This window comes from Pseudomonas sp. NFACC24-1 (assembly GCF_900115235.1).
Lineage (GTDB): Bacteria > Pseudomonadota > Gammaproteobacteria > Pseudomonadales > Pseudomonadaceae > Aquipseudomonas > Aquipseudomonas fluorescens_AA.
Window position 1 is genome coordinate 205,853 of sequence record NZ_FOVS01000001.1, and the last position, 20,172, is coordinate 226,024.

The 20,172-nt window shown below is 57.4% G+C and carries 28 protein-coding genes; 18 read left to right on the forward strand and 10 right to left on the reverse strand.

The window, feature by feature from the left end; translation table 11 throughout:
• Both BM317_RS01015 and BM317_RS01020 read left to right on the forward strand, forming a co-directional pair.
• Entirely contained in the window at positions 1-441 is a 441-nt protein-coding gene (locus BM317_RS01015) for a phage tail protein (RefSeq protein WP_092472755.1), read from the forward strand.
• On the forward strand, positions 438-1,691 hold the full coding sequence (locus BM317_RS01020; protein WP_092472757.1) for a phage late control D family protein: 1,254 nt from the start codon (positions 438-440) through the stop codon (positions 1,689-1,691). Before BM317_RS01015 ends, BM317_RS01020 begins: the two co-directional genes overlap by 4 nt.
• A gap of 17 nt (positions 1,692-1,708) precedes the next feature.
• Here BM317_RS01020 and BM317_RS01025 read toward each other — a convergent pair whose 3' ends face one another.
• The 4 genes from BM317_RS01025 to BM317_RS01040 all read right to left on the reverse strand — a co-directional run bounded on the left by BM317_RS01025 (position 1,709) and on the right by BM317_RS01040 (position 4,178).
• The gene (locus tag BM317_RS01025) at positions 1,709-2,248 is read right to left on the reverse strand and encodes a hypothetical protein (protein ID WP_139235998.1); all 540 of its coding nucleotides are present in this window, start codon (positions 2,246-2,248) and stop codon (positions 1,709-1,711) included.
• Positions 2,245-3,174, reverse strand: coding sequence for a hypothetical protein (locus tag BM317_RS01030; RefSeq protein WP_092472761.1), 930 nt, complete (start codon positions 3,172-3,174; stop codon positions 2,245-2,247). Before BM317_RS01030 ends, BM317_RS01025 begins: the two co-directional genes overlap by 4 nt.
• Positions 3,175-3,206: 32 nt before the next feature.
• Positions 3,207-3,647, reverse strand: coding sequence for a hypothetical protein (locus BM317_RS01035; RefSeq protein WP_092472763.1), 441 nt, complete (start codon positions 3,645-3,647; stop codon positions 3,207-3,209).
• A gap of 123 nt (positions 3,648-3,770) precedes the next feature.
• Positions 3,771-4,178 carry a helix-turn-helix domain-containing protein gene (locus BM317_RS01040; protein ID WP_256574010.1) on the reverse strand — a complete coding sequence of 136 codons (408 nt, stop codon included), beginning with the start codon at positions 4,176-4,178 and terminating at the stop codon, positions 3,771-3,773.
• A 101-nt stretch (positions 4,179-4,279) separates the two neighbouring features.
• Between BM317_RS01040 and BM317_RS01045 the strand changes: the two genes are divergently transcribed.
• From BM317_RS01045 to BM317_RS01105, 12 genes are all read left to right on the forward strand, one after another.
• Positions 4,280-4,528, forward strand: a complete 249-nt coding sequence (locus BM317_RS01045) for a helix-turn-helix domain-containing protein (protein WP_024778235.1) — start codon at positions 4,280-4,282, stop codon at positions 4,526-4,528.
• Positions 4,529-4,568: 40 nt separating this feature from the next.
• Positions 4,569-5,042: a YmfL family putative regulatory protein gene (locus BM317_RS01050; RefSeq protein ID WP_033034377.1), complete on the forward strand. Its 474-nt coding sequence runs from the start codon at positions 4,569-4,571 to the stop codon at positions 5,040-5,042.
• Positions 5,039-5,329: an Ogr/Delta-like zinc finger protein gene (locus BM317_RS01055; protein WP_003183346.1), complete on the forward strand. Its 291-nt coding sequence runs from the start codon at positions 5,039-5,041 to the stop codon at positions 5,327-5,329. The genes BM317_RS01050 and BM317_RS01055 overlap by 4 nt, the downstream gene beginning before the upstream one ends.
• Entirely contained in the window at positions 5,326-5,697 is a 372-nt protein-coding gene (locus tag BM317_RS01060; protein ID WP_092472767.1) for a hypothetical protein, read from the forward strand. Before BM317_RS01055 ends, BM317_RS01060 begins: the two co-directional genes overlap by 4 nt.
• 75 nt (positions 5,698-5,772) lie before the next feature.
• Positions 5,773-6,006, forward strand: a complete 234-nt coding sequence (locus BM317_RS01065; protein WP_003183349.1) for a hypothetical protein — start codon at positions 5,773-5,775, stop codon at positions 6,004-6,006.
• Positions 6,007-6,011: 5 nt separating this feature from the next.
• On the forward strand, positions 6,012-8,864 hold the full coding sequence (locus BM317_RS01070) for a toprim domain-containing protein (protein WP_092472770.1): 2,853 nt from the start codon (positions 6,012-6,014) through the stop codon (positions 8,862-8,864).
• A gap of 56 nt (positions 8,865-8,920) precedes the next feature.
• Positions 8,921-9,259, forward strand: a complete 339-nt coding sequence (locus tag BM317_RS01075; RefSeq protein WP_092472772.1) for a DUF7673 family protein — start codon at positions 8,921-8,923, stop codon at positions 9,257-9,259.
• An 8-nt stretch (positions 9,260-9,267) separates the two neighbouring features.
• Positions 9,268-9,462 (forward strand): hypothetical protein, encoded by a 195-nt coding sequence (locus BM317_RS01080; protein WP_256574011.1) that lies wholly within the window; start codon positions 9,268-9,270, stop codon positions 9,460-9,462.
• A gap of 57 nt (positions 9,463-9,519) precedes the next feature.
• The gene (locus BM317_RS01085) at positions 9,520-9,783 is read left to right on the forward strand and encodes a hypothetical protein (RefSeq protein WP_092472776.1); all 264 of its coding nucleotides are present in this window, start codon (positions 9,520-9,522) and stop codon (positions 9,781-9,783) included.
• Positions 9,784-9,785: 2 nt separating this feature from the next.
• Entirely contained in the window at positions 9,786-9,998 is a 213-nt protein-coding gene (locus tag BM317_RS30950; protein ID WP_088021787.1) for a hypothetical protein, read from the forward strand.
• Positions 9,999-10,060: 62 nt separating this feature from the next.
• Positions 10,061-10,606: a DUF2786 domain-containing protein gene (locus BM317_RS01095; protein WP_092472778.1), complete on the forward strand. Its 546-nt coding sequence runs from the start codon at positions 10,061-10,063 to the stop codon at positions 10,604-10,606.
• A gap of 256 nt (positions 10,607-10,862) precedes the next feature.
• Positions 10,863-11,138 (forward strand): pyocin activator PrtN family protein, encoded by a 276-nt coding sequence (locus BM317_RS01105; RefSeq protein WP_024778225.1) that lies wholly within the window; start codon positions 10,863-10,865, stop codon positions 11,136-11,138.
• On the opposite strand, the gene BM317_RS01110 is transcribed toward BM317_RS01105, so the two are convergent.
• A complete protein-coding gene (locus tag BM317_RS01110) occupies positions 11,113-12,264 on the reverse strand; it encodes a site-specific integrase (protein WP_092472781.1) in 1,152 nt (383 codons plus the stop codon). The two genes, BM317_RS01105 and BM317_RS01110, sit on opposite strands and share 26 nt — an antisense overlap.
• A gap of 92 nt (positions 12,265-12,356) precedes the next feature.
• Between BM317_RS01110 and dusA the strand changes: the two genes are divergently transcribed.
• Positions 12,357-13,376, forward strand: coding sequence for a tRNA dihydrouridine(20/20a) synthase DusA (dusA, locus tag BM317_RS01115; RefSeq protein ID WP_092472783.1), 1,020 nt, complete (start codon positions 12,357-12,359; stop codon positions 13,374-13,376).
• Positions 13,377-13,553: 177 nt separating this feature from the next.
• On the forward strand, positions 13,554-14,480 hold the full coding sequence (gene tal / locus BM317_RS01120) for a transaldolase (RefSeq protein WP_092166569.1): 927 nt from the start codon (positions 13,554-13,556) through the stop codon (positions 14,478-14,480).
• Positions 14,481-14,673: 193 nt separating this feature from the next.
• On the opposite strand, the gene rssC is transcribed toward tal, so the two are convergent.
• From rssC to BM317_RS01135, 3 genes are all read right to left on the reverse strand, one after another.
• On the reverse strand, positions 14,674-15,156 hold the full coding sequence (rssC, locus tag BM317_RS01125) for an anti-sigma factor antagonist RssC (protein ID WP_025212773.1): 483 nt from the start codon (positions 15,154-15,156) through the stop codon (positions 14,674-14,676).
• The gene (gene rssB / locus BM317_RS01130; RefSeq protein ID WP_060738389.1) at positions 15,156-16,337 is read right to left on the reverse strand and encodes a two-component system response regulator RssB; all 1,182 of its coding nucleotides are present in this window, start codon (positions 16,335-16,337) and stop codon (positions 15,156-15,158) included. Before rssB ends, rssC begins: the two co-directional genes overlap by 1 nt.
• Before the next feature lie 346 nt (positions 16,338-16,683).
• Positions 16,684-17,373, reverse strand: coding sequence for an MlaA family lipoprotein (locus BM317_RS01135; RefSeq protein ID WP_092166570.1), 690 nt, complete (start codon positions 17,371-17,373; stop codon positions 16,684-16,686).
• 201 nt (positions 17,374-17,574) lie between these two features.
• Between BM317_RS01135 and BM317_RS01140 the strand changes: the two genes are divergently transcribed.
• Both BM317_RS01140 and BM317_RS01145 read left to right on the forward strand, forming a co-directional pair.
• Positions 17,575-18,195 carry an HAD superfamily inactivated hydrolase PcrP gene (locus BM317_RS01140; protein WP_092472785.1) on the forward strand — a complete coding sequence of 207 codons (621 nt, stop codon included), beginning with the start codon at positions 17,575-17,577 and terminating at the stop codon, positions 18,193-18,195.
• A gap of 109 nt (positions 18,196-18,304) precedes the next feature.
• Positions 18,305-18,568: a DUF4404 family protein gene (locus BM317_RS01145; RefSeq protein WP_060738392.1), complete on the forward strand. Its 264-nt coding sequence runs from the start codon at positions 18,305-18,307 to the stop codon at positions 18,566-18,568.
• A gap of 184 nt (positions 18,569-18,752) precedes the next feature.
• On the opposite strand, the gene queF is transcribed toward BM317_RS01145, so the two are convergent.
• Positions 18,753-19,583, reverse strand: coding sequence for an NADPH-dependent 7-cyano-7-deazaguanine reductase QueF (queF, locus tag BM317_RS01150; protein ID WP_013692631.1), 831 nt, complete (start codon positions 19,581-19,583; stop codon positions 18,753-18,755).
• Positions 19,584-19,644: 61 nt separating this feature from the next.
• The gene (locus BM317_RS01155) at positions 19,645-20,166 is read right to left on the reverse strand and encodes a copper-resistant cuproprotein CopI (protein ID WP_092472787.1); all 522 of its coding nucleotides are present in this window, start codon (positions 20,164-20,166) and stop codon (positions 19,645-19,647) included.
• Positions 20,167-20,172: the final 6 nt, after the last annotated feature.

Sequence of the window (20,172 nt, forward strand, 5' to 3'; positions counted from 1 at the left end):
ATGATGCTTGCCTTGGGCATGTTCGTGTTCAGCCTGTCCACCGCCGCTTACCAAGAGCTGCAACGCCAAACCGAATGGCGCCATGCGAGCAATAGCCGAGTCGGCGCCGCTCCGGCTCGGCAGTTTGTCGGGCGTGGCGACGACACCATCACCCTCCCCGGCATCATCCTGCCGGAGCTGGCCGGCAGTGCCTTGAGCCTCGATGCCGTGCGCCTGATGGCAAACACCGGCAAAGCCTGGCCGATGGTCGAGGGGAGCGGTCGGATCTACGGCCTGTGGATTATCGAGAGCCTGAGCGAAACCAAAACCATCTTCTTCCGCGACGGCACCCCACGGCGCATAGAATTCACAATCAGCCTCAAACGGATCGACGACGACCGTATTGACCTGCTCGGCGCTGGCACCAACGCAGGCATCAACATCTTGAGGGCGTTGCTGTGATCGACGCTGCTCTTTCCAAGGTCACCGGCTACATCGAAGACCTGGCCGAACGCTACCGCCGCGATGCCGCTTATCCGGTGCCTGCGTTTCGTATCACGGTCGATGGCAATGATATCGCCCAGTTGATCAGCCCACGGCTGATGAGCCTGGAACTGACCGACAATCGTGGGATCGAGGCCGACCAACTCAGCATCACCCTCAGCGACCACGACGGCCTGCTGGCGATCCCGCCCAAGGGCGCGGTCATTCGGTTGTGGCTGGGTTGGAGCGACACGGGCCTGGTGGACAAGGGCACCTACACCGTCGATGAAACCGAGCATAGCGGTGCGCCGGACGTGCTGAGCATTCGCGCCCGCTCTGCTGACCTGCGCAAGGGTCTGAAGACCAAGCGCGAACGCAGCTGGAGCAACACCACCCTCGGCGACGTTCTGGGCGACATCGCCCTGGGCAACGGCCTCACCGCCACCATTGCCGGCGCCCTGGACGGTTTGCCTATCCTGCAGTTGGACCAGGCCAACGAGTCCGATGCCAACCTGATCAGCCGCGTAGGGGAAGAGTTCGACGCAGTGGTCACCGTCAAGGCCGGCTGCCTGCTGTGCCTGCCGGCGGGCGGCGGCAAGACGGCCACCGGCGCCGAGCTGCCACATATCACCCTCACCCGCGCCGACGGCGACCAACACCGCTATCTGCAAGCAGACCGCGACAGTTACGACGGTGTGCGCGCCTATTTCTACGACGTGAACAGCGCGAAAAAACAGGAAGCCATTGCCGGCGGCGGTGAAAACCTCAAGGATCTGCGCCACACCTTCAGCGACCGTCAGTCCGCCCTGCGAGCCGCCCGGGCCGAATTCAACCGTCTTCAACGCGGCAGCGCGACGCTCAGCTACACCCTCGCCCGGGGTCGGCCTGACCTCATTCCCGAACTGACCTACACGCTCCAGGGGGTGAAGCCGGAGATTGACGAGATCATTTGGTACGGCGGCAACGTGCAGCACACCCTCAGCCCGGACAATGGATACACCGTGAGCCTGGAGCTGGAGAGCAAGCTGCCCGAGGATACGGTTGAGGGGTTAGCGGAAGAAAACAAAGGGGATTACACAGGGATCATCGCGTACTACCGCGACAAGAAGACCGGGAAGGAGAAGACTGTGACGGCGGGGGATCAGAGCAAGCCAAAGCGGTTGCGGTGGTTGTATGCGAGTGAGAAAACGGCCAAACGGGCGGTGGACCGAGAGTTTCAGCGCATATGAATAGATAACTCGCTTACTTAAATAGTAAGCATCGCATGCATCCTTTTCACGATCATAACAATAGTAAGCATCAAATTAACAACTACAAAAATAACCAACGGAGTCAAAATGTACTTAGCGTAATTCAAGCCAACCCCATACCCACCAAACTCAACCTTACTTACCACCCCATCTAACACCGAGTGAGCGAAACACAAAGCAACCAAAACAATCGAACTAATTATAGAGAAGCAGATATTATAATAAAGCTGGCGCAAAAGTGTTTTTTTGGCCTCATAAAGAGGATCAGTATCTTTGAGCAAACTCAATTTACTTTCCTGATCGTAAACCAGCACCAACACGGAAAGAAGCAGCGCTGTAAAAATCGCACCAAAGTTAACAAGCATTGAGGAAACATCTTTATTTAAATTGTAGCCTACAAAGCATGCTACCGCAGCGACCACGCTTGGCACAGCAAAAAATGTCACGTAATCCATAAGGGAGCGTTTCCCCGAAGGATCAGCAAGTGTTGCAATATGCCCTAACACAATATTCGCGACATTTATCTTGCTGCTCATATCTTTACCTTTAGCCCGGGATATATATATCCGACAAATTCCTGAAGAAGTGATGTACACCATTTGTGTAAAGATACTGGCTCTGGATTTCCAGCAACCATAACCACTTCATCCTCATCCACAATGATCTCACATATTTGTTCCTCTGCGGGACGCCCAATTGTAAAAGTTCTTTTTTTACCATCCAGTTCGGCGACGGCTTTTATCTGTGCACAATGAGGCCTTAAAAACTCAACCACTTCATACTCTTCAGTTCCTGGCTTGAAGAAGTCTTTAAGTTTCCCCAGCTTGCCACGATTTGGCGGTTTTACTATCAATTGCTGTTCTTTATGACCAAGGCGAGTGAGCTGATCCGTAATGTCGGGCATCCCCATAAACTTTGTAAGCTTGATCTCTTTAGTTACAGCCTCCTCCCAAACTTTAAACGCCTTCTTGTAAGCCAAAGGATTCATCTGAAAAGTTCGCTTAGTAACCTTATTAAAGTGCTCCCTTAAGAGATCATGCAATAACGTTTTTATTCCGCCACCCTTGTAGTTATGTAGTAAAGCAACCCCCTCATCAAAACCATTAGGGATATAAAACCTCACATAATGCCTGATAATCTCGGCATTAGTCTGAAGCTTCTCAAAGTCTACATTTCCTGTTTCAATATCAATGATATTATTCTTAACTCCGTAATACCCAGCTTCAAACCAACCGACCATCTCTCTTTTTTCATCATAAAATTTCATCCCATGAAAACGATAAACTTGCTGCGTAGCCTCAACAATTTTGAACTTATCACCCTGAGCCTCTATAAAAGCTTTAAAAAGCTGATACATGTCAAACTGACCAATTTTATCCAGTACAGCATAGCGATCTTCACCTTTCTTAGGGTCGCTATAAGGATTAAAACAACGGAGTGAATAAGGGGCTATTGAATGCATTTGCCGACCACATTATTTAGAGTTGATTTTATTTATTTAAAGGTAAGCAAACAGGAATTCATGGCGCACGACCCGCTACCAACCAATCCATTTGTATAAGTTCTTTCTTTCAATACCTGCCCAGCATTAACCCTTTCCACCTCGGCGCCGCTCTCTCGCGACAGAGCTTGAACGGCACGCTTTGCTAGATCCGATGCTTGCTCGCTTCTGGCTTTGTTCTTGAGTTCTTTCGAGCTTGTCCATGCAACATTTATTCGATTGCATTTAAACTCAAGCTTCATATCAAAGACCTTGTCTCCGAACGTATATCGTGTCGTGTTACAACCAGGCGAATCCTCTTCTGCCACTTTCTTGATTACAGGCGCGCCAATAGCTTTCACGATGGCTACCTCGTCGATCTCGCGGATATCGGCAAAAGCTGCTGGGAGGTTGAAAGTAAGCAAAGAGGTAACTGCGATTGTTGTTTTGCGCATGGATCACGTCCTTATGGTGGCTTGGATATTCGCCTGGCGGCGTACTCGCGCGTCCGAGATCTGGGCGTCGGCAAGTGGATCGTCGGCGTCCTTTCTGACTGATCCGTTCTTAATGGGTACAGATTATGCTGGCCTTTTAGAATCGGCAAGGGCCTCAGTCAAATCCTTGAGGCGCTGCTCGACATCCATTAAGCGTTTCTTCTCTTCAGCAGCGCTTTGTATCTCCCGCTTGCCCGCCTCCCCAAGCGAGCGAAACAGTTCAAGGATGGCCTCCTCCTGCTTGTTTGCAGGCTGAGCCTGGGCAACCTCGCCCACCGAGCCATGGAACATGGGACCTTCACCGGTCAACAACCAGTCCACACTTATACCCAAATGAGTACGAAAGGCTGACATCGCCTTTGCATTGGGCTCTCTCTCGTCCAGAAGATAGTTCTGGAGCGTTCTGTAGGGGATGCCAGAAACCTCGGCAGCATGCTTTATGGACAGGCCTTTGGCATCAAGAACGCTGCGAAGACGCTCAGATATACTCATTTTTTCATATGATCCGGTTGACGCACCCGTTTGGGTGCGTATACTGCGAACAAACAGGTACATCTTAACCAACTAGGAACACATCAACCATGAGCCAAGCCATGGAAAAGCGCCAGATCCAGGCGCGGCTGATCGAGAATGGCAGCAATTTCCGCCAGTTCGCAATCAGTCACGGCTATGAACCGCGCACGGTGACTCAGGTAGTCCAGCGTTGGGCCGGTCACGACACGCTGCCTCGGGGTCGTCTGTCGTTCCGCATTCTGCGCGACCTCTCCAAGGTGATAGGCAAAGAAGTGCTGCCCGGAATCCTGGCGGACTCAAACGAGCAAACAGAATGCACGGCTGTATGAAATGACTGTAGGGGCGATGGCACCACGGAGAAACCAGAAGATGAAACGCCCGATACTAGCGACCAAGCGCCAAGTCATGAGCGCAGTCATTTGCGCTTACCCCGGCGGGCGCGAGTGCGCCGCTGCTCGGCTCGGTTATGAGCTGAAGAAGTTCGATAACCATGTGTACGAGAACGCCGGCAGCCGCCCTCTCAGCGATGAACAGATTTATTTGCTTGAGCAGGACGCCGGCACTACTCACCTGCCTGAATACATCGCCGCCATGTACGGCGGCATGTTCGTGCCGCTAGCTAAACCCGAGACGCTGGACAACATCGACCTATACAGCCGGTCGGTACATGCCGCAGCGAAACGTGGTTACGTCGATCAGATCATCGCGAAGGCGCTGGAGGACGGAGTAGTTGAGCCAGGCGAGGCTGCGGCAATTCTCGGCGCTCACAATCGCTACATGGCTGCGCGCCATTCCGAAGTGCTGGCCACCATCCAGCTGCACAGCAAGGAGCGCAAGCATTGAGCACCTACAAACTCGTCTGTCCTCACTGCCTCGGCCGCATGCGCATCCGCACAAGTGAAGGCACACACATTTTCCTGCGCGTGGCCTACCTGCAATGCACCAACGAGGCCTGCGGCTGGTCGGTGCGGGCCGAGTTCGAAATGACGCATGAAATGAGCCCCAGCGGTATGGCGAACCCCTCCGTCAAGCTGCCCATCGCCGACATTGCCCTGCGCCGTGCCGCGATGAAGTCCGCTAACGATCAACCCGACCTGCTCGACCAAATGGAAATGGAGTGTGCGCAATGAACCATGAACAGCTTGACCACGATTACCGCAGCAGCATGCAACGTGCCGCATTTGCCTACCTGGAACGGCACGAAGCGCAGCACCTGGTGGATTCGGACCTGCTGTATGAAAACTGCGTCCGGCACATGACCACCGCATTGGAAGTACCAGTTTTCATGGCGCAGCAACTGGTGCACAACGCCTGGACTGAATTGCAGATCATCAACCAACGCAAGTGGATCGGCGTGGACTGGGGCTCCAGCCCTGGCAGCACCGTCGTGCATTTGATCGACACCCGGGCGGACCTTCGCTACCCGGTCCCGGCAAGGCTGCTACCACAGACGATGCTAGCCCAGCGCGAGGCCGCGCTGAAGCAACAACCTCAGTAACCCCCTTTTAAACAATCCGCCCTACCCCGCTTCCCGTGGGTTTGGGTGAGCTTTGCCCGAAATCCGAGGTGGACCATGGAAATCGACGTCGCCATCACCGCAAAACTGCCCCGCGAAGAGGCCGAAGCGCTGCTCCAGGCGCTACGGAATCAGTACGCCCAGCAGTTTAACGAGCATTGGTACGACGACCGCTTTCGCATGATCCCCGAGGGTTTACGGCATGGCTCGTTGCTCGCGGCCTTCCCGGTAATGGCCGCGCAAAAACGCCTGATTGGCGCCCTTAAACACAGTCTCGGCGAAGTGAAGTAAGCCCGATGAATAAGCGACTCGACATCCCCCATGGCTCCAAGGCTTTTGTACGCAAGCCCATGGAAAATAAGCTGCGCGCTGATGTACTTCAGCGCCTTGAGTCCGATTATGGCCTGCAACACATGGCTGGCACGCATTACATGCGCAAGGGCACCTGCCCTCAGTGCAACCAGAAACGCTTGTTTTCTCGCCATGATGAACCCTGGTTTATTCGCTGCGGTCGCGAGGAAAAGTGTCGGTACCAGGCTCCAGTCAAAGAGCTTTACCCCGACCTGTTCGACGACTGGAGCAAGCGAGCACCAGCCACCAACGATGAGCCAACCGCTACCGCAAAGGCATACCTCACCTTTGCTCGCGGCTTTCGGCTTGAGCTGATTGAGGGCTGGTACACCCAGGAAAGTTACTTTGACCGCGACCTGAACATTGGCTCGGCCACAGTGCGATTCCCACTTGAGCATGGCGGGTACTGGGAGCGCTTGATAGACCAGCCCTCACGATTCGGCAAGAAGAAGGCTCGCTTCCAACCCAAGCAAAGCTACAAGGGCTACTGGTGGTGTCCACCTTGTGTCGATGTTCTCCAGGTTGATGAACTGTGGATCGTCGAGGGCATTTTCGACGCCATAGCGCTCATCCATAACGGCATTTCTGCGGTCGCCGCGCTGTCATCGAATGCATTCCCTGAAGAATCGCTCAAGACATTGATCGCGGACTGTGAAGGAAAGCCGCCCAAGTTGGTTTGGGCATTGGACAACGAACCTGGCGCGCAGAAATACACCAGATCATGGGTCAAGCAAGCCCGGGAGCTGGGCTTTGTTTGCGAGGCCGCGCAGATCCCGCAGCCCGATAACCGCAAGGTCGATTGGAACGACCTGCATCAGCGCTGGGCATTTTTAGACGATGACGAGGTACGAGCGCAGCGAATTGAAAAAGACCTCAAAGAAGCCAGGCACCAGGGCGCGCTGCTGATTGCCGAAAGCGCCAGCGACAAGGCCCTGCTCATGTACCAGTGGCGCGAGCGGGAGGAGTTCCACTTCTGTTTCGACTCGCGCTTGTACTGGTGGAAGCTGGACATTTCCAAATTCAACAGCGCCAAACAGGCGCTCGATGACAGCGACAAACAGGAAGACCAACTGCTCAACGACAAGGCCATCCGCGAAAAGGCGCTGCGCATGTCTGGCTGCGTGGTCGAGATCGCGAATTGCTATCCCAAGGCACTGTATTTCCAGCGCAACGAGATAACCGACGAGTCCTGGTATTTCTTCCGCGTCGACTTCCCGCACGACGGCGGTTCAGTGAAAAACACCTTCACCGGCGGCCAAGTCGCTGCTGCCAGTGAGTTCAAGAAACGACTTCTTGGCATGGGGGCCGGGGCGGTGTTCACCGGCAGTGGACAGCAGTTGGACAAAATCATGAAGGACCAGTTGTTCGGTATCAAAACCGTTCAGACCATCGACTATGTCGGCTACAGCCGGGAGTACGGCTGCTATGTGTTCAACGACGTGGCCGTTCGTGAGGGGCAACTGATCAGCATCAACGAGGAAGAGTTCTTCGAAATGGGCAAGCTGAAACTCAAAAGCTTGCAGAAAGGCGTGAAGATCCAGTTGACCAAGGATGCCAAAAACTACGACCCGCGCTGGCTGGATCTGCTCTGGCAATGCTTTGGTACCCAGGGAATCGTCGCCCTGACGTTTTGGTTCGGCTCGCTGTTCGCCGAACAAATCCGTCATCGCTACCAGTCGTTCCCGTTTCTTGAGGCTACCGGTGAAGCCGGCGCCGGCAAGACGACCTTGCTGACGTTGTTATGGAAACTACTCGGACGTGATGGGTATGAAGGCTTTGACCCTTCCAAATCCACCAAGGCCGGGCGCAGCCGCTTGATGGGCCAGGTGTCTGGCATGCCTATCGTGTTGCTGGAATCCGACCGAAGCGGCGAAGACAAGGCGCACGCCAAAACTTTCGAATGGGACGAACTGAAGGACTATTACGGCGGCGGCACCTTGGCGACCAAAGGGGTTAAAACCGCCGGCAATGAGACATATGAGCCACCCTTTCGGGGAACGATCGCCATCAGCCAGAACGCACCGGTAGTGGCCTCCGAAGCGATCATGACCCGGATCGTCAAACTGCACTTCGTGCGACCGAACGTGACCCCGGAGAGCCGCGCTGCTGCGGACTTACTCAACGCCTTGGAAGGCGCGACGCTGAGCAACTTCGTATTGCAGGCCGTGCGCAAAGAAGTCGAGGTCATGGATCTGTTTGCACAGCGCCTGCCCGGCTACGAAGCGAAACTGCGCTGCCTGCACTCGCACTGCTTCGCTTGCGACACCCCTTTCAAAGACGAGCAAAGCGACTGTGCCCATTGCGGCAACAAGATACGCGGTTACATCCGTGTCGAGCGTATCAACAAGAACCACGCCCAACTGCTCGCGTTGCTCGACTGCCTGCGGATGGTGGTTTCGCTCACCGATGCGCAGATCAGCAACACCCGCACCCAGATCATTCGGATGGCGATAGAGCGCCAGGCCTCCATCAGTTCCGATCATCCGGTCGTGGCCGAATTTTGGGAGGTATACGAATACCTGGAAGGCCTCGACGCCGATGGGCCCGTGGTCAACCACAGCAAGAAAGACAACATCATCGCCATCAACCTCAACGACTTCGTGAAGTGCGCCGCAGAGCATCGCCAGAAAATTGCCGATGTCAGCGAGCTGCGCGAGCGGCTGAAGGACTCCCGCTCTCGAAAGCTGATCGACATCAACAAGGCGACGGATAGCGCGGTGCGGGCTCACCAGGCCAAGCACAGCAACGCGGTCATCACCAAGCAGCCCATCGTGAAGTGCTGGCACTTCCAGGCCTGACCAATCGACAGCAACACACCAGGCGCGGCAACGCCTGCCACTCAAGGAGAAGCACCATGCACAACAAAACGCTCAAAGATGCCTTTGACGAGTTGTTCCAGTACCAGGCCGAGCGTCCGGCCATCCGCAAAGCCGGCGTCGAGGCGCTGGTTCGCTTGCTGCCGGTCGCGCAACGCGACACCGGGCAAAGCGGGGTAATCGGGCGTTTTCTGCTCGGTTTGTACAACGGCTCGGCACATCCGTTTGACCTGACCGAGCTGCGCAGTCTCGACGCGGGCCTATTCGATGACTGCATTGCCGTTCTACGGCTGGATAACAGCCCCGAGCAAGAGGTTCACACCTACTTCCCAGACGGCGATGCGATCTGGCAGGACCTGCGTAGGGCCTGGGCATGAAGTGGGCAGTGAAACGCAACAGAGACGGACAAGTGCAGCAGAACTGCTGGATCACTGACAGCGGCTACACGGTGGCCGAGTGCCGGTTGCCTGAAGCGCGGTATCCCATCACTCGCCCAGGCGCCGATCTGCCTTTCGCTTATGCGAAGGACCGGGACGAAGTCATAGCGATCATCAAGCAAGACCAGGCCAGAACGGCCTGAAAAGACGGTGTCGAGGAGCGGCAACTCCCCGACACCTACCACCAAAGGAGAAGCACCATGCAAGTGAATCAAACCCAAGGTAGCGCCGCAGAGGCTACCACAACCCCGCTGGGTATCGGCGACACAGTCAGCTATGTGGCAATCAGTGGCGGCGGTCGCAGCTATCGCTTCAGTGCCCGCAAAGCTGTGATTGAAGAGATCAACGGCAACGTAGCCACATTGCGTAGCGCCAATGGACGCACCACCACCCAGCCGCTGAGCAAATTGACACTGGACGGCCAGCCCAACGCCCTGACGCGCATGCTCATGGGAGGGCAGTAATTATGTCTGTCAGCCCAGCGAGGACACGGCCAGCCATGGCAAGCCAACGCCTCGACCTGCCCAGCCGCTGCGATATCTGTGGTAAAGCGCGCTCCACCCGCACGCACCAGGCCTGTAGTCGGATTCGCCAGAAGCGAAAAACGCTGGAGTGGGCAGCTTTCATGGCAGAGCGGGAAGCAATAAGACAAAACCAAACGCGTCGCTACGCACGCTGACAATCAAAAATGGCGGAACGCGGGGAGCGGCAACTCCCCCACCGCTTACCAGGAGAAGCACCATGCAAGCACACATGCCCCGTGGAGGCGATGCGAAGGTCCAGGCCAAGCTACGCAAGCTGATGGCCCTCGCAGAGCGTGGCGAAGGCGGCGAGAAGGATAATGCGCAACGCATGCTGGATAACTTGTTAGCGCGTCACGGCTTAACCCTCGATGATTTAAACGAGGAGTGCCGAGAAATCCGCTGGTTTCCGATTGTGAATCGGTACGACCGAAAGCTTGCGGCGCAGATCATGTCCAAGGTCTGCGATACATGCACTCCCAGCCTGTATACCAGCAAGAGCCGACCAAAGAAGGTCGGTGTGGAAGTTACACCGGCTGAGGCAATTGAGTTCGAGCTTCACTTCGACACGTTGAGGAATGCGCTGGCCGCGCACTTCGACGAGGCCTTCTCCGCATTTGTACAGGCCAACCGATTATTTCCCGCAACCCCATCAGGCAGTAAGGAGATGGAGCTGAGCGAGAGCGATATGCGGGTCGTCGCTATGGCTTCAGCGATAAAACCAACACCTGTCCGCCCCCGCCTTGGGCGGAAGGGGAACGTATGACGGTCCTCTTGCTTTTGTACTTATGCAGCGACGCAACTCGTACTGACTGCCAGGTTTTGCCTGCCCAGAGCTGGCATGGGCCGGATGCCTATGAGCAATGTATCGGCGCGTTGCCACGGCTCACCAACGCGCTGAGCGCAACAAATCGGAATAGGCACAGGTTCATTTGCGAGATTCAGGCGAACGAGGCGCAACCTGCAGGACGTACCGCCCGGCCGACGCTCATTCACCAATCGTTTCGGATGTGAGGGACATCATGAACACAGCCTTTATCCTGATGGCCCAGTACGACGGCCAGGCGATTATCTCGCTGGAGCAGGTCTGCCGGGACTACTTCACGCACCTGACGCCTGACATGTTTCAGCGCAAGGTGATGAGCGGGCAGATCAAGATCCCCATCACCCGTCTGGAACGTAGCCAGAAGTCGGCTAAGGGGATTCATATCACCGACCTGGCTGCGTATCTCGATCTACAGCGCGCAGCCGCAGTTAAAGAGAACAGCCAGCTCAACGGGTTAAAACACGCCTTTTAAGCCACTTCATTGATGCGGCGCCCAGTTGGACGGGCGCCCTCAATATCTCTTCGTACCATTCCCACCCAACATAGCGGTCACCTTTTCCCCGTAGGTGGGTGTAGCGCCTCAGCGAGTTCCAGTCCCTGTGCCCAGAAACGCTCGCCACCCGGGGGATATCCCAGTCCATTTCGAACAGACGGCTTACCCCTTCGTGCCGAAGGTCATGGAAGTGCAGATCCTTGATTTCCAGCAATTTGCAGGCCTTCGCCCAGGATGTGGAGATTGATTCAGGGCTGTAGGGGAAGATATCTTCGCCGGCGCGGGGCATAGTCTGGAGGATTTTCCAGGCCTCGTCGGGCAGGTAGCACCACACGTCGTTACCGATCTTCTGGCCCGGGTTCTTCATGTCGCGTACCAGCACACGCTGGCCGGGCTCGTCGAGGTCATCCCAGCGAATCCGAGTGATTTCGTCGAGACGGCGCGTCGAGAACAGGGCGAAGCCCACCACTTTCATCATGTTGATGATGCTTCGGCGCCGGGCTTGCATGTCCTGATAATGCTTCATGAGCTTCCCCAGCTCATCCAGCGTGGGGCGACGGTCACGCTCGCGGCTCTTCAGGTTGTAGCCGAGCTTGCGCAGTACGCGCCGTGCGCCACCCATCGCCATAGGGTCAAGCTGATAACCCCAAGCGTCCTTGCCGATGGAAAGCACGGCGCCGAGGTGCGCCAGGTCGTTGCCAGCGGTCTGCGCCTGGACGCCCCCACCTTCGGGGCTCATCCGCCATAGCGCGTAATCGACCAGGCATTGGGTATTGATCTGGGTATCGGCCAGCTTGCCCATGTACGTTTCGCCGATGGCCGTAAGGGTTGCGCGTTTGGTTTTGCCCAGCGGCCGGGCTTTCTCAACCTCGATCAGGTACTGGTCAATCATGTCTTTGAGCGTGACGCCTATACGACTCGCCCGCTCAATCGCACCAGGCTCATCCAGTTCGAATTCGCGCTTGCGTGCCCAGGCCTGTGCCGCCTGTTTTCGGGCGAAGGTCTGGCTCTCTTGGTAGACTGTCACCTTGTCGCGGTTGATGCGGATCTGAGCTGTGTAGCTGATGGTGCCGTCGGCCTTTTTGCGTGATCTGATCGTTGCCATGAGAATTGGTACACGTTCTGATTCGGTTGGTACATTGTACCAACCGATTGGTAAAAACGCCCCAAAACCCCCGAAAATCGGTACGAAACACGTTGAATACAAACACTGCAAAAACAGGCTCAAAGCTAGAAAGTACGCGGCCTGAGCCGTCTCGGCGCTTCAGTGTGGCCCCTATGATGGACTGGACCGACGCCCACTGTCGCTTCTTCCTACGCATCCTCTCCAAACACGCCCTGCTCTACACCGAAATGGTCACCACCGGCGCGCTGCTCAACGGTGACCACGAACGCTTCCTGCGCCATCACTCATCCGAACATCCCCTGGCCCTGCAACTGGGCGGCAGCGTCCCTGCCGACCTGGCCGCCTGCGCCCGCATGGCCCAGGAGCACGGTTACGACGAGGTAAACCTCAACGTCGGCTGCCCCAGCGACCGGGTGCAGAACAATATGATCGGCGCGTGCCTGATGGGGCATCCGGGGTTGGTGGCCGATTGTGTGAAGGCGATGCGTGATGCGGTGTCGATTCCGGTGACGGTCAAGCATCGCATCGGGATCAATGGGCGGGACAGTTACGAACAGTTATGTGAGTTCGTCGGGACGATACGCGAGGCCGGTTGCACGAGTTTTACCGTGCATGCGCGGATTGCGATTCTGGAGGGGTTGTCGCCGAAGGAGAATCGCGACATACCGCCGCTGCGTTATGACGTGGCCGCGCGGTTGAAGGCGGATTTTCCGGAGTTGGAGATTGTGCTCAACGGTGGGATCAAGACGCTGGAGGCGTGCCACGAGCATCTACAGACCTTCGACGGCGTGATGCTGGGGCGCGAGGCCTATCACAACCCGTATCTGCTGGCCGAAGTGGATCAGCAGCTGTTCGGCAGCACGGCGCCGGTTATCACCCGGGCCGAGGCGCTGGCGCAGTTGCGGCCCTACATCGCCGATCACCTGGCCGCTGGCGGGGCGATGCATCACATCACCCGTCATGTGTTGGGGCTGGGCACCGGGTTTCCGGGGGCGCGGCGGTTTCGGCAGTTGTTGTCGGTGGACATCCACAAAACCAAGGATCCGTTGGCGTTGCTGGATCAGGCAGGGCAACTGCTGGAAGGGCGTTAACCGTCACTTGCTTTGAACCTGCGCGCTGTTTTGGCATCGTATCTAGCGATACCGCCCCGGCCTTTCAAACAGCCGTTTTCAGGTTGTTGCCGCTGGGGCCGTCGATACCTCTTCACGCCCTTGAGTGGCTGCCGGCCCTCGGGTAATGTCAACGGACCCATAGGACAGAGCACGCTCATGACTTCCAAGCTGGAACAACTCAAACAATTCACCACCGTCGTGGCCGATACCGGCGACTTCGAGGCCATCGCCCGCGTCAAACCCGTGGACGCCACCACCAACCCTTCCCTGCTGCTCAAGGCGTCGGCCATTCAGGGCTATGCCGAGCAACTGAACGCCTGCGTGGCGGACTGCAAGGGCGATGTGGGCTTGGCCAGCGACCGCTTTGCCGTAGCGGTCGGGCAAGAAATCCTGAAAGTGATCCCGGGGCGTATTTCCACTGAAGTGGACGCGCGCCTGTCGTTCGACACCGAGGCCATGTTGAAGCGTGCGCATCGTCTGGTCGACCTGTACGAAAAGGCCGGCATTGGCCGCGAGCGCGTGCTGATCAAGATCGCTTCCACCTGGGAAGGTATTCGCGCCGCCGAGCAGCTGGAGCGTGAAGGCATCCAGTGCAACCTGACCCTGCTGTTCTCCTTCGCCCAGGCCGCAGCCTGTGCCGATGCCGGGGTGTTCCTGATTTCGCCGTTCGTGGGCCGTATCTACGACTGGTACAAGAAAGCCAATGGCAACGACTACACCGGCGCGGATGATCCGGGCGTGCAGTCGGTGACGCGCATCTACAACTACTACAAGGCCAACGACTACAAGACCGTGGTCATGGGCGCGAGCTTCCGCAACCTCAACCAGATCGAGCAACTGGCCGGGTGCGACCGCTTGACCGTGAGCCCGGACCTGCTGGAAAAACTCGCCGCCGACGAAGGCAAGCTGGAGCGCAAGCTGGCGCCAGGGCAAGCCGGGGAGGCACGCTTGATCCTCGACGAAGCGCAGTTCCGCTGGTTGTCCAACGAGGACGCCATGGCGACCGAGAAACTGGCCGAAGGTATTCGTCAGTTTGCCCGGGACCAGGAGAAGCTGGAGGCGTTGCTGCAAGCCAAGCTTTGAGCTGATTCAGCCGGCATGCAAAAAGGGCGAACCTGGTTGGGTTCGCCCTTTTTTATGCGGCTTGCTTGGCTTAAGCGATGTGGCGGCCATCGCGAGCAAGCTCGCTCCCACAAGGGATGTCAGAACGTCATAAAACCTGTGGGAGCGAGCTTGCTCGCGATAAAGCCGGTGCAGCCTACACAAAACCCAAGGCTCAAGGCCGCTCCAGCGCATTCACCAGGTCATGGAACGCTTCACGATTGGAATCGTTGAGCCCCATGAGGATCTTGTGGGCTTCAAGCACCTTGATCCGCACTTCCTCTTCGGACTGATCCTGGTCAGGCAGGTCGTCCAGGCATTCCGGACACGGCACAGGGTCGCCCACGATGTTGAACACCTGGTCGAAGCCCATCGATTGCAGCAGACGGGTGATGTCGTTGTGGGTGGTGACGACGGTCGGCAGCAGGCCGACCTTTTGCCGCGACAGGATCGACAGTTTGGCCAACAGGCCCAATGTGGTGCTGTCAATGCTGCGGGTTTCGGTCAGGTCGATCACGATGGCGCTGAAGTTCAGCGCGGTGAAGATCCGCTCAATAGTCGCATCCAGCGCCGAACACAGGGTCAGGCGCACTTCACCGACAAACTTCAGGACGAAGGTGCCGTCCTGCTCGGCGAACTGGATTCTACCGGTACTCATCAAAGGTTCCTGCTCAACACTAACAGGGCGATATCATCCGGCATCTCCCCGAGCGTGGCTAATCCAAACACTTGACGCAAGCCTTCCAGGCTGCCGCCCGCTGCGCTCACCCGTTCAGGCAAGGCCGCTTCTTTCTCTTTGAGTGTAGGTTCTGTCAAAAGGTCCAAAATGCCATCAGACATCAGCGTCAGGCTGAATGTCGGTGGCAATTCCAGTACGTGGTCTTCGTAGGTGGCCTCGTTGAACAGGCCCACCGGCAAACCACGCCCTTCCAGGTAACGAACACTGTCTGGCGTATACAACACAGGCAACGGCAGGTGACCGCCGATGCTATAGGTCAACAAACCCGTCTCCTCGTCGATGACTCCACCGACCATTGTGACGTGTTTGCCCAGCTTACAACTGATCAGGCCTCGGTTGATATGCCCAAGGACTTCAGACGGCTTGAACTCTGGCAGCGTGCCGTTGCGCTTGGATTCGAACAGCAGCCGCGTGGTCATGAACTTCAACAGCACCGTCACGAAGGCCGAGGACGCACCATGGCCGGAAACATCCGCCAGGTAGAACGCCACTCGCCGCTCATCGACGCGGAAATAGTCCACGAAATCGCCCGACAGGTACAACGACGGGATGATCTGGTGGGCAAAACGGAAATCGTCGACAGTCCAGGGGCTGACCGGCAGCATGTTCATCTGCACCTGGCGCCCGGCGTTCTGGTCTTCCTGCAACAGGTTCAGGCTGGCTTCCAGCTCGCGATTGGCGGTTTCCAGCTTCTCGCGGTAGCGCTGGTTTTCCACCAACAGGCGCGAACGGTCCAAGGCCCGGCGCACCGAGTGCTCGAGCACCGCGAGGTCTTCAAGGGGCTTGATCAGATAATCCGCCGCGCCCAGGCGCAACGCCTCGACCGCGTCGTTCATCACGCCCGCGCCCGACACCACGATCACCGGGGTCTGCGAGGAAAGCTCGGTCACCTGGCGAATGAGTTCGAGTCCGCCCATCTGCGGCATGCGCAGGTCGCAGATGACCAGGTCGGGCTTGTCTTGCTCGAATACCTGAAGACCCTGTTGGCCATTGCTGGCCTGCAGGACGCTGAAACCACTGTCTTCCAAGTAGGCTGCGAGACTGGCTCGCACCACTTCGTCATCATCGATTATCAGCAGCGTGGCACTGGTTTTTGGCATGTGGGCAAACGGCGCCAGAATTAGGTTGGCGTAGCGGGCTGGGCGGTCTGGCCTGGCACGCACTACTGGATTCGCTTTCTAGCCTCTCTGTCGTACCGGCTTCAGGCCTTTGCCCTACACGCCCTTACATCAGAGGTGCCCTTCTAAGGCGCAGACGGTACTCCCATCCGCGGGGCGTTTCAAGCTCATGCAGATAGCCGCTTGCCGTCTTTATTTGTCAAAGCACAGAGAGTTATAAGAACCGAGCGAAGCGTAACTCAATGGAAGGATCAAACCCGCTCAAACACGATGCCAAAGCACAGAAGGCGGCCTTTTGGGCCGCCTTCTGTGCTTTTACAAATCGAAATCAAAAATCGTCTTCGACCTGACCGTCCTTGACTTTGAATTCGCGGTTCTGCAGGTAGGCATTGCGGATGAAGACGTATTTGTCGCCACTCACCATCTTCTCGGCCGACAACAGGCTGGCGCGGGTATCGACGATGTTCAGGCCGTGAATGGAGTTACGCACCGAGACGTTATCGATATAACGATAAGGAGCGGTGTAGTCATCGACCAGCTTGGCCGGCGCGTCACGCAGGGTGCTTGGCCCCAGCAGCGGCAGCATCACATACGGACCACTGCCCAGGCCCCAGTAGCCAAGGGTCTGGCCGAAATCTTCATCGCTGCGCTGCAAGCCCATCTGGGTGCCCACGTCAAAGAAGCCCAGCAGGCCGAAGGTGGTGTTGAAGATCAACCGGGCGGTGTCGACCCCGGCGGCGGCCGGCTTGGCCTGCAGCACGTTGTTGGCCAGGTTGCCGACGTCGCCGATGTTACGGAACATGTTGTGGATGCCGTCTTCGAGGAACTGCGGCGTCACGTATTGATAACCCTGGGCCAGTGGCTTGAGCGCATAGGTATCGACGGTGTCGTTGAAGGTGAATATTGGACGGTTGATACTTTCCCAAGGATCGTCTTCCGTCGCGGCCTGAGTGGCGAACGGAACCAGCAGGACACAAGCGGAAAGACACAGCTGAGCTAGACGATGGCTCCAGCGCATAGGGAAAAACTCCTTGGATTATTCAGGCAAGGGCGCCGAGCCCAGGCGGTAAGCTGGCTAGTATAAGACGGAACGCGTGGATAGGCAGCACCGAAAAACACCCGGGCCGTAGGACTTTTCCGCGACTGGTACCCTTCACCTCACTGTCACCGGACTGTCATCGGAGCCCATTAGGCTGCTGGTTATTTCAAGGACGTTCCCATGCCCCGCGCCGAAGCCCTGCCCCTCCCCGCCCCCAGCCTGACCGCCGTACTGTTTGGCCTCAGCGGATGCCTGGTGGATTTCGGAGCGCGCATTCGTCAGCCAGGGGCAGCGCCAGCGGATCACGCCCAGCCGACACCCGGTGCCTTGGAAAGCCTGCAACGCTTGCAACATCTGAATATCCCCTGCGCCTGGCTGGACGAATTGCCTCCCGCCATCAGCCATAGCCTGGCGGCTTCATTGCCCACGTCCATCAAAGCGCCGCAACTTCCTGCAACAAATTATCCATGGCCAGCGCCACATGCCTGCTGGCAAGCGCTGATGGCGCTGAACGTCCAGCAGTTGGACGGCTGCGTGTTGGTCAGCGGCGAACCACGGTTGTTGCAGTCAGGGCTCAACGCAGGCTTATGGACGATCGGACTGGCATCCTGCGGTTCTTTGTGTGGCCTGGCGCCCGCCGAGTGGCAGGCATTGAGCCAACAGGCGCGGGAAACCAAACGTGCCAAGGCCACCGTGCAATTGTTCGGCCTCGGGGTACATTCAGTGATCGATCATTTGGGCGAACTCGACACGTGCCTGGCCGATATCTGCCTGCGCCGCATTAAAGGCGAGAAGCCCTGACCGGGATCATGCAGGGCGCGCGAGTGTGGATTACTCTTAAGGCAGGCCATGGACTTTTGACGCAGCGTCGCGGTCCATGGCTGTGCCTATCAATAAAGGGAGTACGCCAATGCCTGCCCGCGAATTGCAAGACCAGCTCAACACACTGCGCGAGCAATTGGACCAGAATCCACCCCTGTCCGAAGCCGAACGCGCCGACCTGCAGGCGCTGATGGAACAGATCGAATTTGAGCTTGAACTGGAAACCCAAACACAGGACACCAACCTCGCTGACAATGTGAACCTGGCTGTCGAACGCTTCGAGCTGGAGCACCCCACGCTGGCCGGGACCTTGCGCAACATCGTGCAAGCCTTGGGCAACATGGGGATCTGAACCCTTCGCATGCAAAAAGCCCTGCTATATAGCAGGGCTTTTTAGTTTCATGTGCCTGCAATGCATCCTCTGTGGGAGCGAGCTTGCTCGCGATAGCGGTGTATCAGCCAACCTCAATCTTGGATGTGCTGCCCTCATCGCGAGCAAGCTCGCTCCCACAAGAGCTCACCTCCACAAGATAAGTTTACTGACGGACCAGGCGGTGGTTCGGCAGTTGAACGTCTTCAGTACTGCGATACGGATTGATATCCAGCCCACCACGCCGTACATACCGCGCATACACCGTCAATTTCTCCGGTTTGAGCAAGCGCTGCAGGTCGAGAAAGATTCGTTCCACGCATTGCTCATGGAAATCGGAATGCTGGCGGAAGCTGACGATATAGGCCAGCAGGCTGGCCGGGTCCAGGGCAGCGCCGCGATATTCCACCGCCACGCTGCCCCAGTCTGGCTGGCTGGTCACCGGGCAGTTGGATTTGAGCAGATGGCTGTGCAGGCTTTGCTCGACGATGCGTGAAGCATCGCAGCGCAGCAGCTCCGGGCGCGGGTGCGCGTAGGAGTCGACGCTGATGTCCAGATCGTCGATGCAGGTACCGGGCAGCGCCACGATGCCTTCACGCTCCACGTCCTTGAGGCTGCGGATGCGCACACCCACCGCCTTGCCGGCCGCGGCCGACAGGTCCTGGCGCAGGGTGGCTTCCAGGCTCGCGGTGTCGGCGAACGGGGTCTGGTTCAAGGAGTTGAGGTACAACTTGAAGGATTTGGATTCGATGATATTTGGCGAATCCGCCGGGATCGCGAACTCACCAATGGCCACCACCGGCTTGCCGGACGGCAACAGCCACGACAGCTCGAAACAGTTCCAGAAATCCACGCCCTTGTACGGCAGGGTCTCGGCCGTCAGGCCCAGTTCCGCCCATTTCGCGGTGCGCGGGATCGGGAACAGCAGTGACGGCGTGTACGTGGCGATGTATTCGCTGGATTTGCCCAGCGGCGAATGTTCGGCTGCGGGATGCATGACGGAAACCTGACTGAAGAATCAGCGGATTCTATCAGCCTTTGCCGCAGCCTTTGAGTGCTTACTGACTGACTGTCAGGTCGCCCTTCATCCCAGCCTGGTAGTGGCCGGGAATATTGCAGGCAAACTCCAGGCGCGTGGCCTTGTTGAAGGTCCAGGTCAGCTCGGCGGTCTGGCCCGGCTCCACCAACACGCTGTTGGGGTCATCGTGGCGCATGCTCGCCTGGTCGTGGCCCATGGCGGCATGATCCATCCCCGGCTTCATCGCGGTTGGCATCAACTGGCCGCTCTGCTGCATCTTGAGCATTTCCTGTTGATGGTCGGCGTGCATGGCCGCGCTGCCCAGGTTGAACTCGTGGAGCAACTGGCCTTTATTGATCAGCACGAACCGAACCGTCTCGCCGGCCTTGATATCAAGGGCGCCGGGATCGAACGTCATGTCGCCCATCACCACGTCAATGCTGCGACTGGCCTTGGCCGCCGGCGCGGGCTGGCCAAAATCGAAATGACCGGGCGATGCCCACAGCGGCGCACTGAGGCCCAGTGCACAAGCAGCCAGAATCAAGCGGTTTCCCATCAACATGTCCAT

What these genes read in the sequence shown, in the direction of transcription:
- BM317_RS01015 (WP_092472755.1), top strand. Translation starts at nt 1, where the DNA reads ATGATGCTTGCCTTGGGCATGTTCGTGTTCAGCCTGTCCACCGCCGCT.
- BM317_RS01025 (WP_139235998.1), bottom strand. Translation starts at nt 2,248, where the DNA reads ATGAGCAGCAAGATAAATGTCGCGAATATTGTGTTAGGGCATATTGCA.
- BM317_RS01030 (WP_092472761.1), bottom strand. Translation starts at nt 3,174, where the DNA reads ATGCATTCAATAGCCCCTTATTCACTCCGTTGTTTTAATCCTTATAGC.
- BM317_RS01035 (WP_092472763.1), bottom strand. Translation starts at nt 3,647, where the DNA reads ATGCGCAAAACAACAATCGCAGTTACCTCTTTGCTTACTTTCAACCTC.
- BM317_RS01040 (WP_256574010.1), bottom strand. Translation starts at nt 4,178, where the DNA reads ATGAGTATATCTGAGCGTCTTCGCAGCGTTCTTGATGCCAAAGGCCTG.
- BM317_RS01045 (WP_024778235.1), top strand. Translation starts at nt 4,280, where the DNA reads ATGGAAAAGCGCCAGATCCAGGCGCGGCTGATCGAGAATGGCAGCAAT.
- BM317_RS01050 (WP_033034377.1), top strand. Translation starts at nt 4,569, where the DNA reads ATGAAACGCCCGATACTAGCGACCAAGCGCCAAGTCATGAGCGCAGTC.
- BM317_RS01060 (WP_092472767.1), top strand. Translation starts at nt 5,326, where the DNA reads ATGAACCATGAACAGCTTGACCACGATTACCGCAGCAGCATGCAACGT.
- BM317_RS01065 (WP_003183349.1), top strand. Translation starts at nt 5,773, where the DNA reads ATGGAAATCGACGTCGCCATCACCGCAAAACTGCCCCGCGAAGAGGCC.
- BM317_RS01070 (WP_092472770.1), top strand. Translation starts at nt 6,012, where the DNA reads ATGAATAAGCGACTCGACATCCCCCATGGCTCCAAGGCTTTTGTACGC.
- BM317_RS01075 (WP_092472772.1), top strand. Translation starts at nt 8,921, where the DNA reads ATGCACAACAAAACGCTCAAAGATGCCTTTGACGAGTTGTTCCAGTAC.
- BM317_RS01085 (WP_092472776.1), top strand. Translation starts at nt 9,520, where the DNA reads ATGCAAGTGAATCAAACCCAAGGTAGCGCCGCAGAGGCTACCACAACC.
- BM317_RS30950 (WP_088021787.1), top strand. Translation starts at nt 9,786, where the DNA reads ATGTCTGTCAGCCCAGCGAGGACACGGCCAGCCATGGCAAGCCAACGC.
- BM317_RS01095 (WP_092472778.1), top strand. Translation starts at nt 10,061, where the DNA reads ATGCAAGCACACATGCCCCGTGGAGGCGATGCGAAGGTCCAGGCCAAG.
- BM317_RS01105 (WP_024778225.1), top strand. Translation starts at nt 10,863, where the DNA reads ATGAACACAGCCTTTATCCTGATGGCCCAGTACGACGGCCAGGCGATT.
- BM317_RS01110 (WP_092472781.1), bottom strand. Translation starts at nt 12,264, where the DNA reads ATGGCAACGATCAGATCACGCAAAAAGGCCGACGGCACCATCAGCTAC.
- tal (WP_092166569.1), top strand. Translation starts at nt 13,554, where the DNA reads ATGACTTCCAAGCTGGAACAACTCAAACAATTCACCACCGTCGTGGCC.
- rssC (WP_025212773.1), bottom strand. Translation starts at nt 15,156, where the DNA reads ATGAGTACCGGTAGAATCCAGTTCGCCGAGCAGGACGGCACCTTCGTC.
- rssB (WP_060738389.1), bottom strand. Translation starts at nt 16,337, where the DNA reads ATGCCAAAAACCAGTGCCACGCTGCTGATAATCGATGATGACGAAGTG.
- BM317_RS01135 (WP_092166570.1), bottom strand. Translation starts at nt 17,373, where the DNA reads ATGCGCTGGAGCCATCGTCTAGCTCAGCTGTGTCTTTCCGCTTGTGTC.
- BM317_RS01140 (WP_092472785.1), top strand. Translation starts at nt 17,575, where the DNA reads ATGCCCCGCGCCGAAGCCCTGCCCCTCCCCGCCCCCAGCCTGACCGCC.
- BM317_RS01145 (WP_060738392.1), top strand. Translation starts at nt 18,305, where the DNA reads ATGCCTGCCCGCGAATTGCAAGACCAGCTCAACACACTGCGCGAGCAA.
- queF (WP_013692631.1), bottom strand. Translation starts at nt 19,583, where the DNA reads ATGCATCCCGCAGCCGAACATTCGCCGCTGGGCAAATCCAGCGAATAC.
- BM317_RS01155 (WP_092472787.1), bottom strand. Translation starts at nt 20,166, where the DNA reads ATGTTGATGGGAAACCGCTTGATTCTGGCTGCTTGTGCACTGGGCCTC.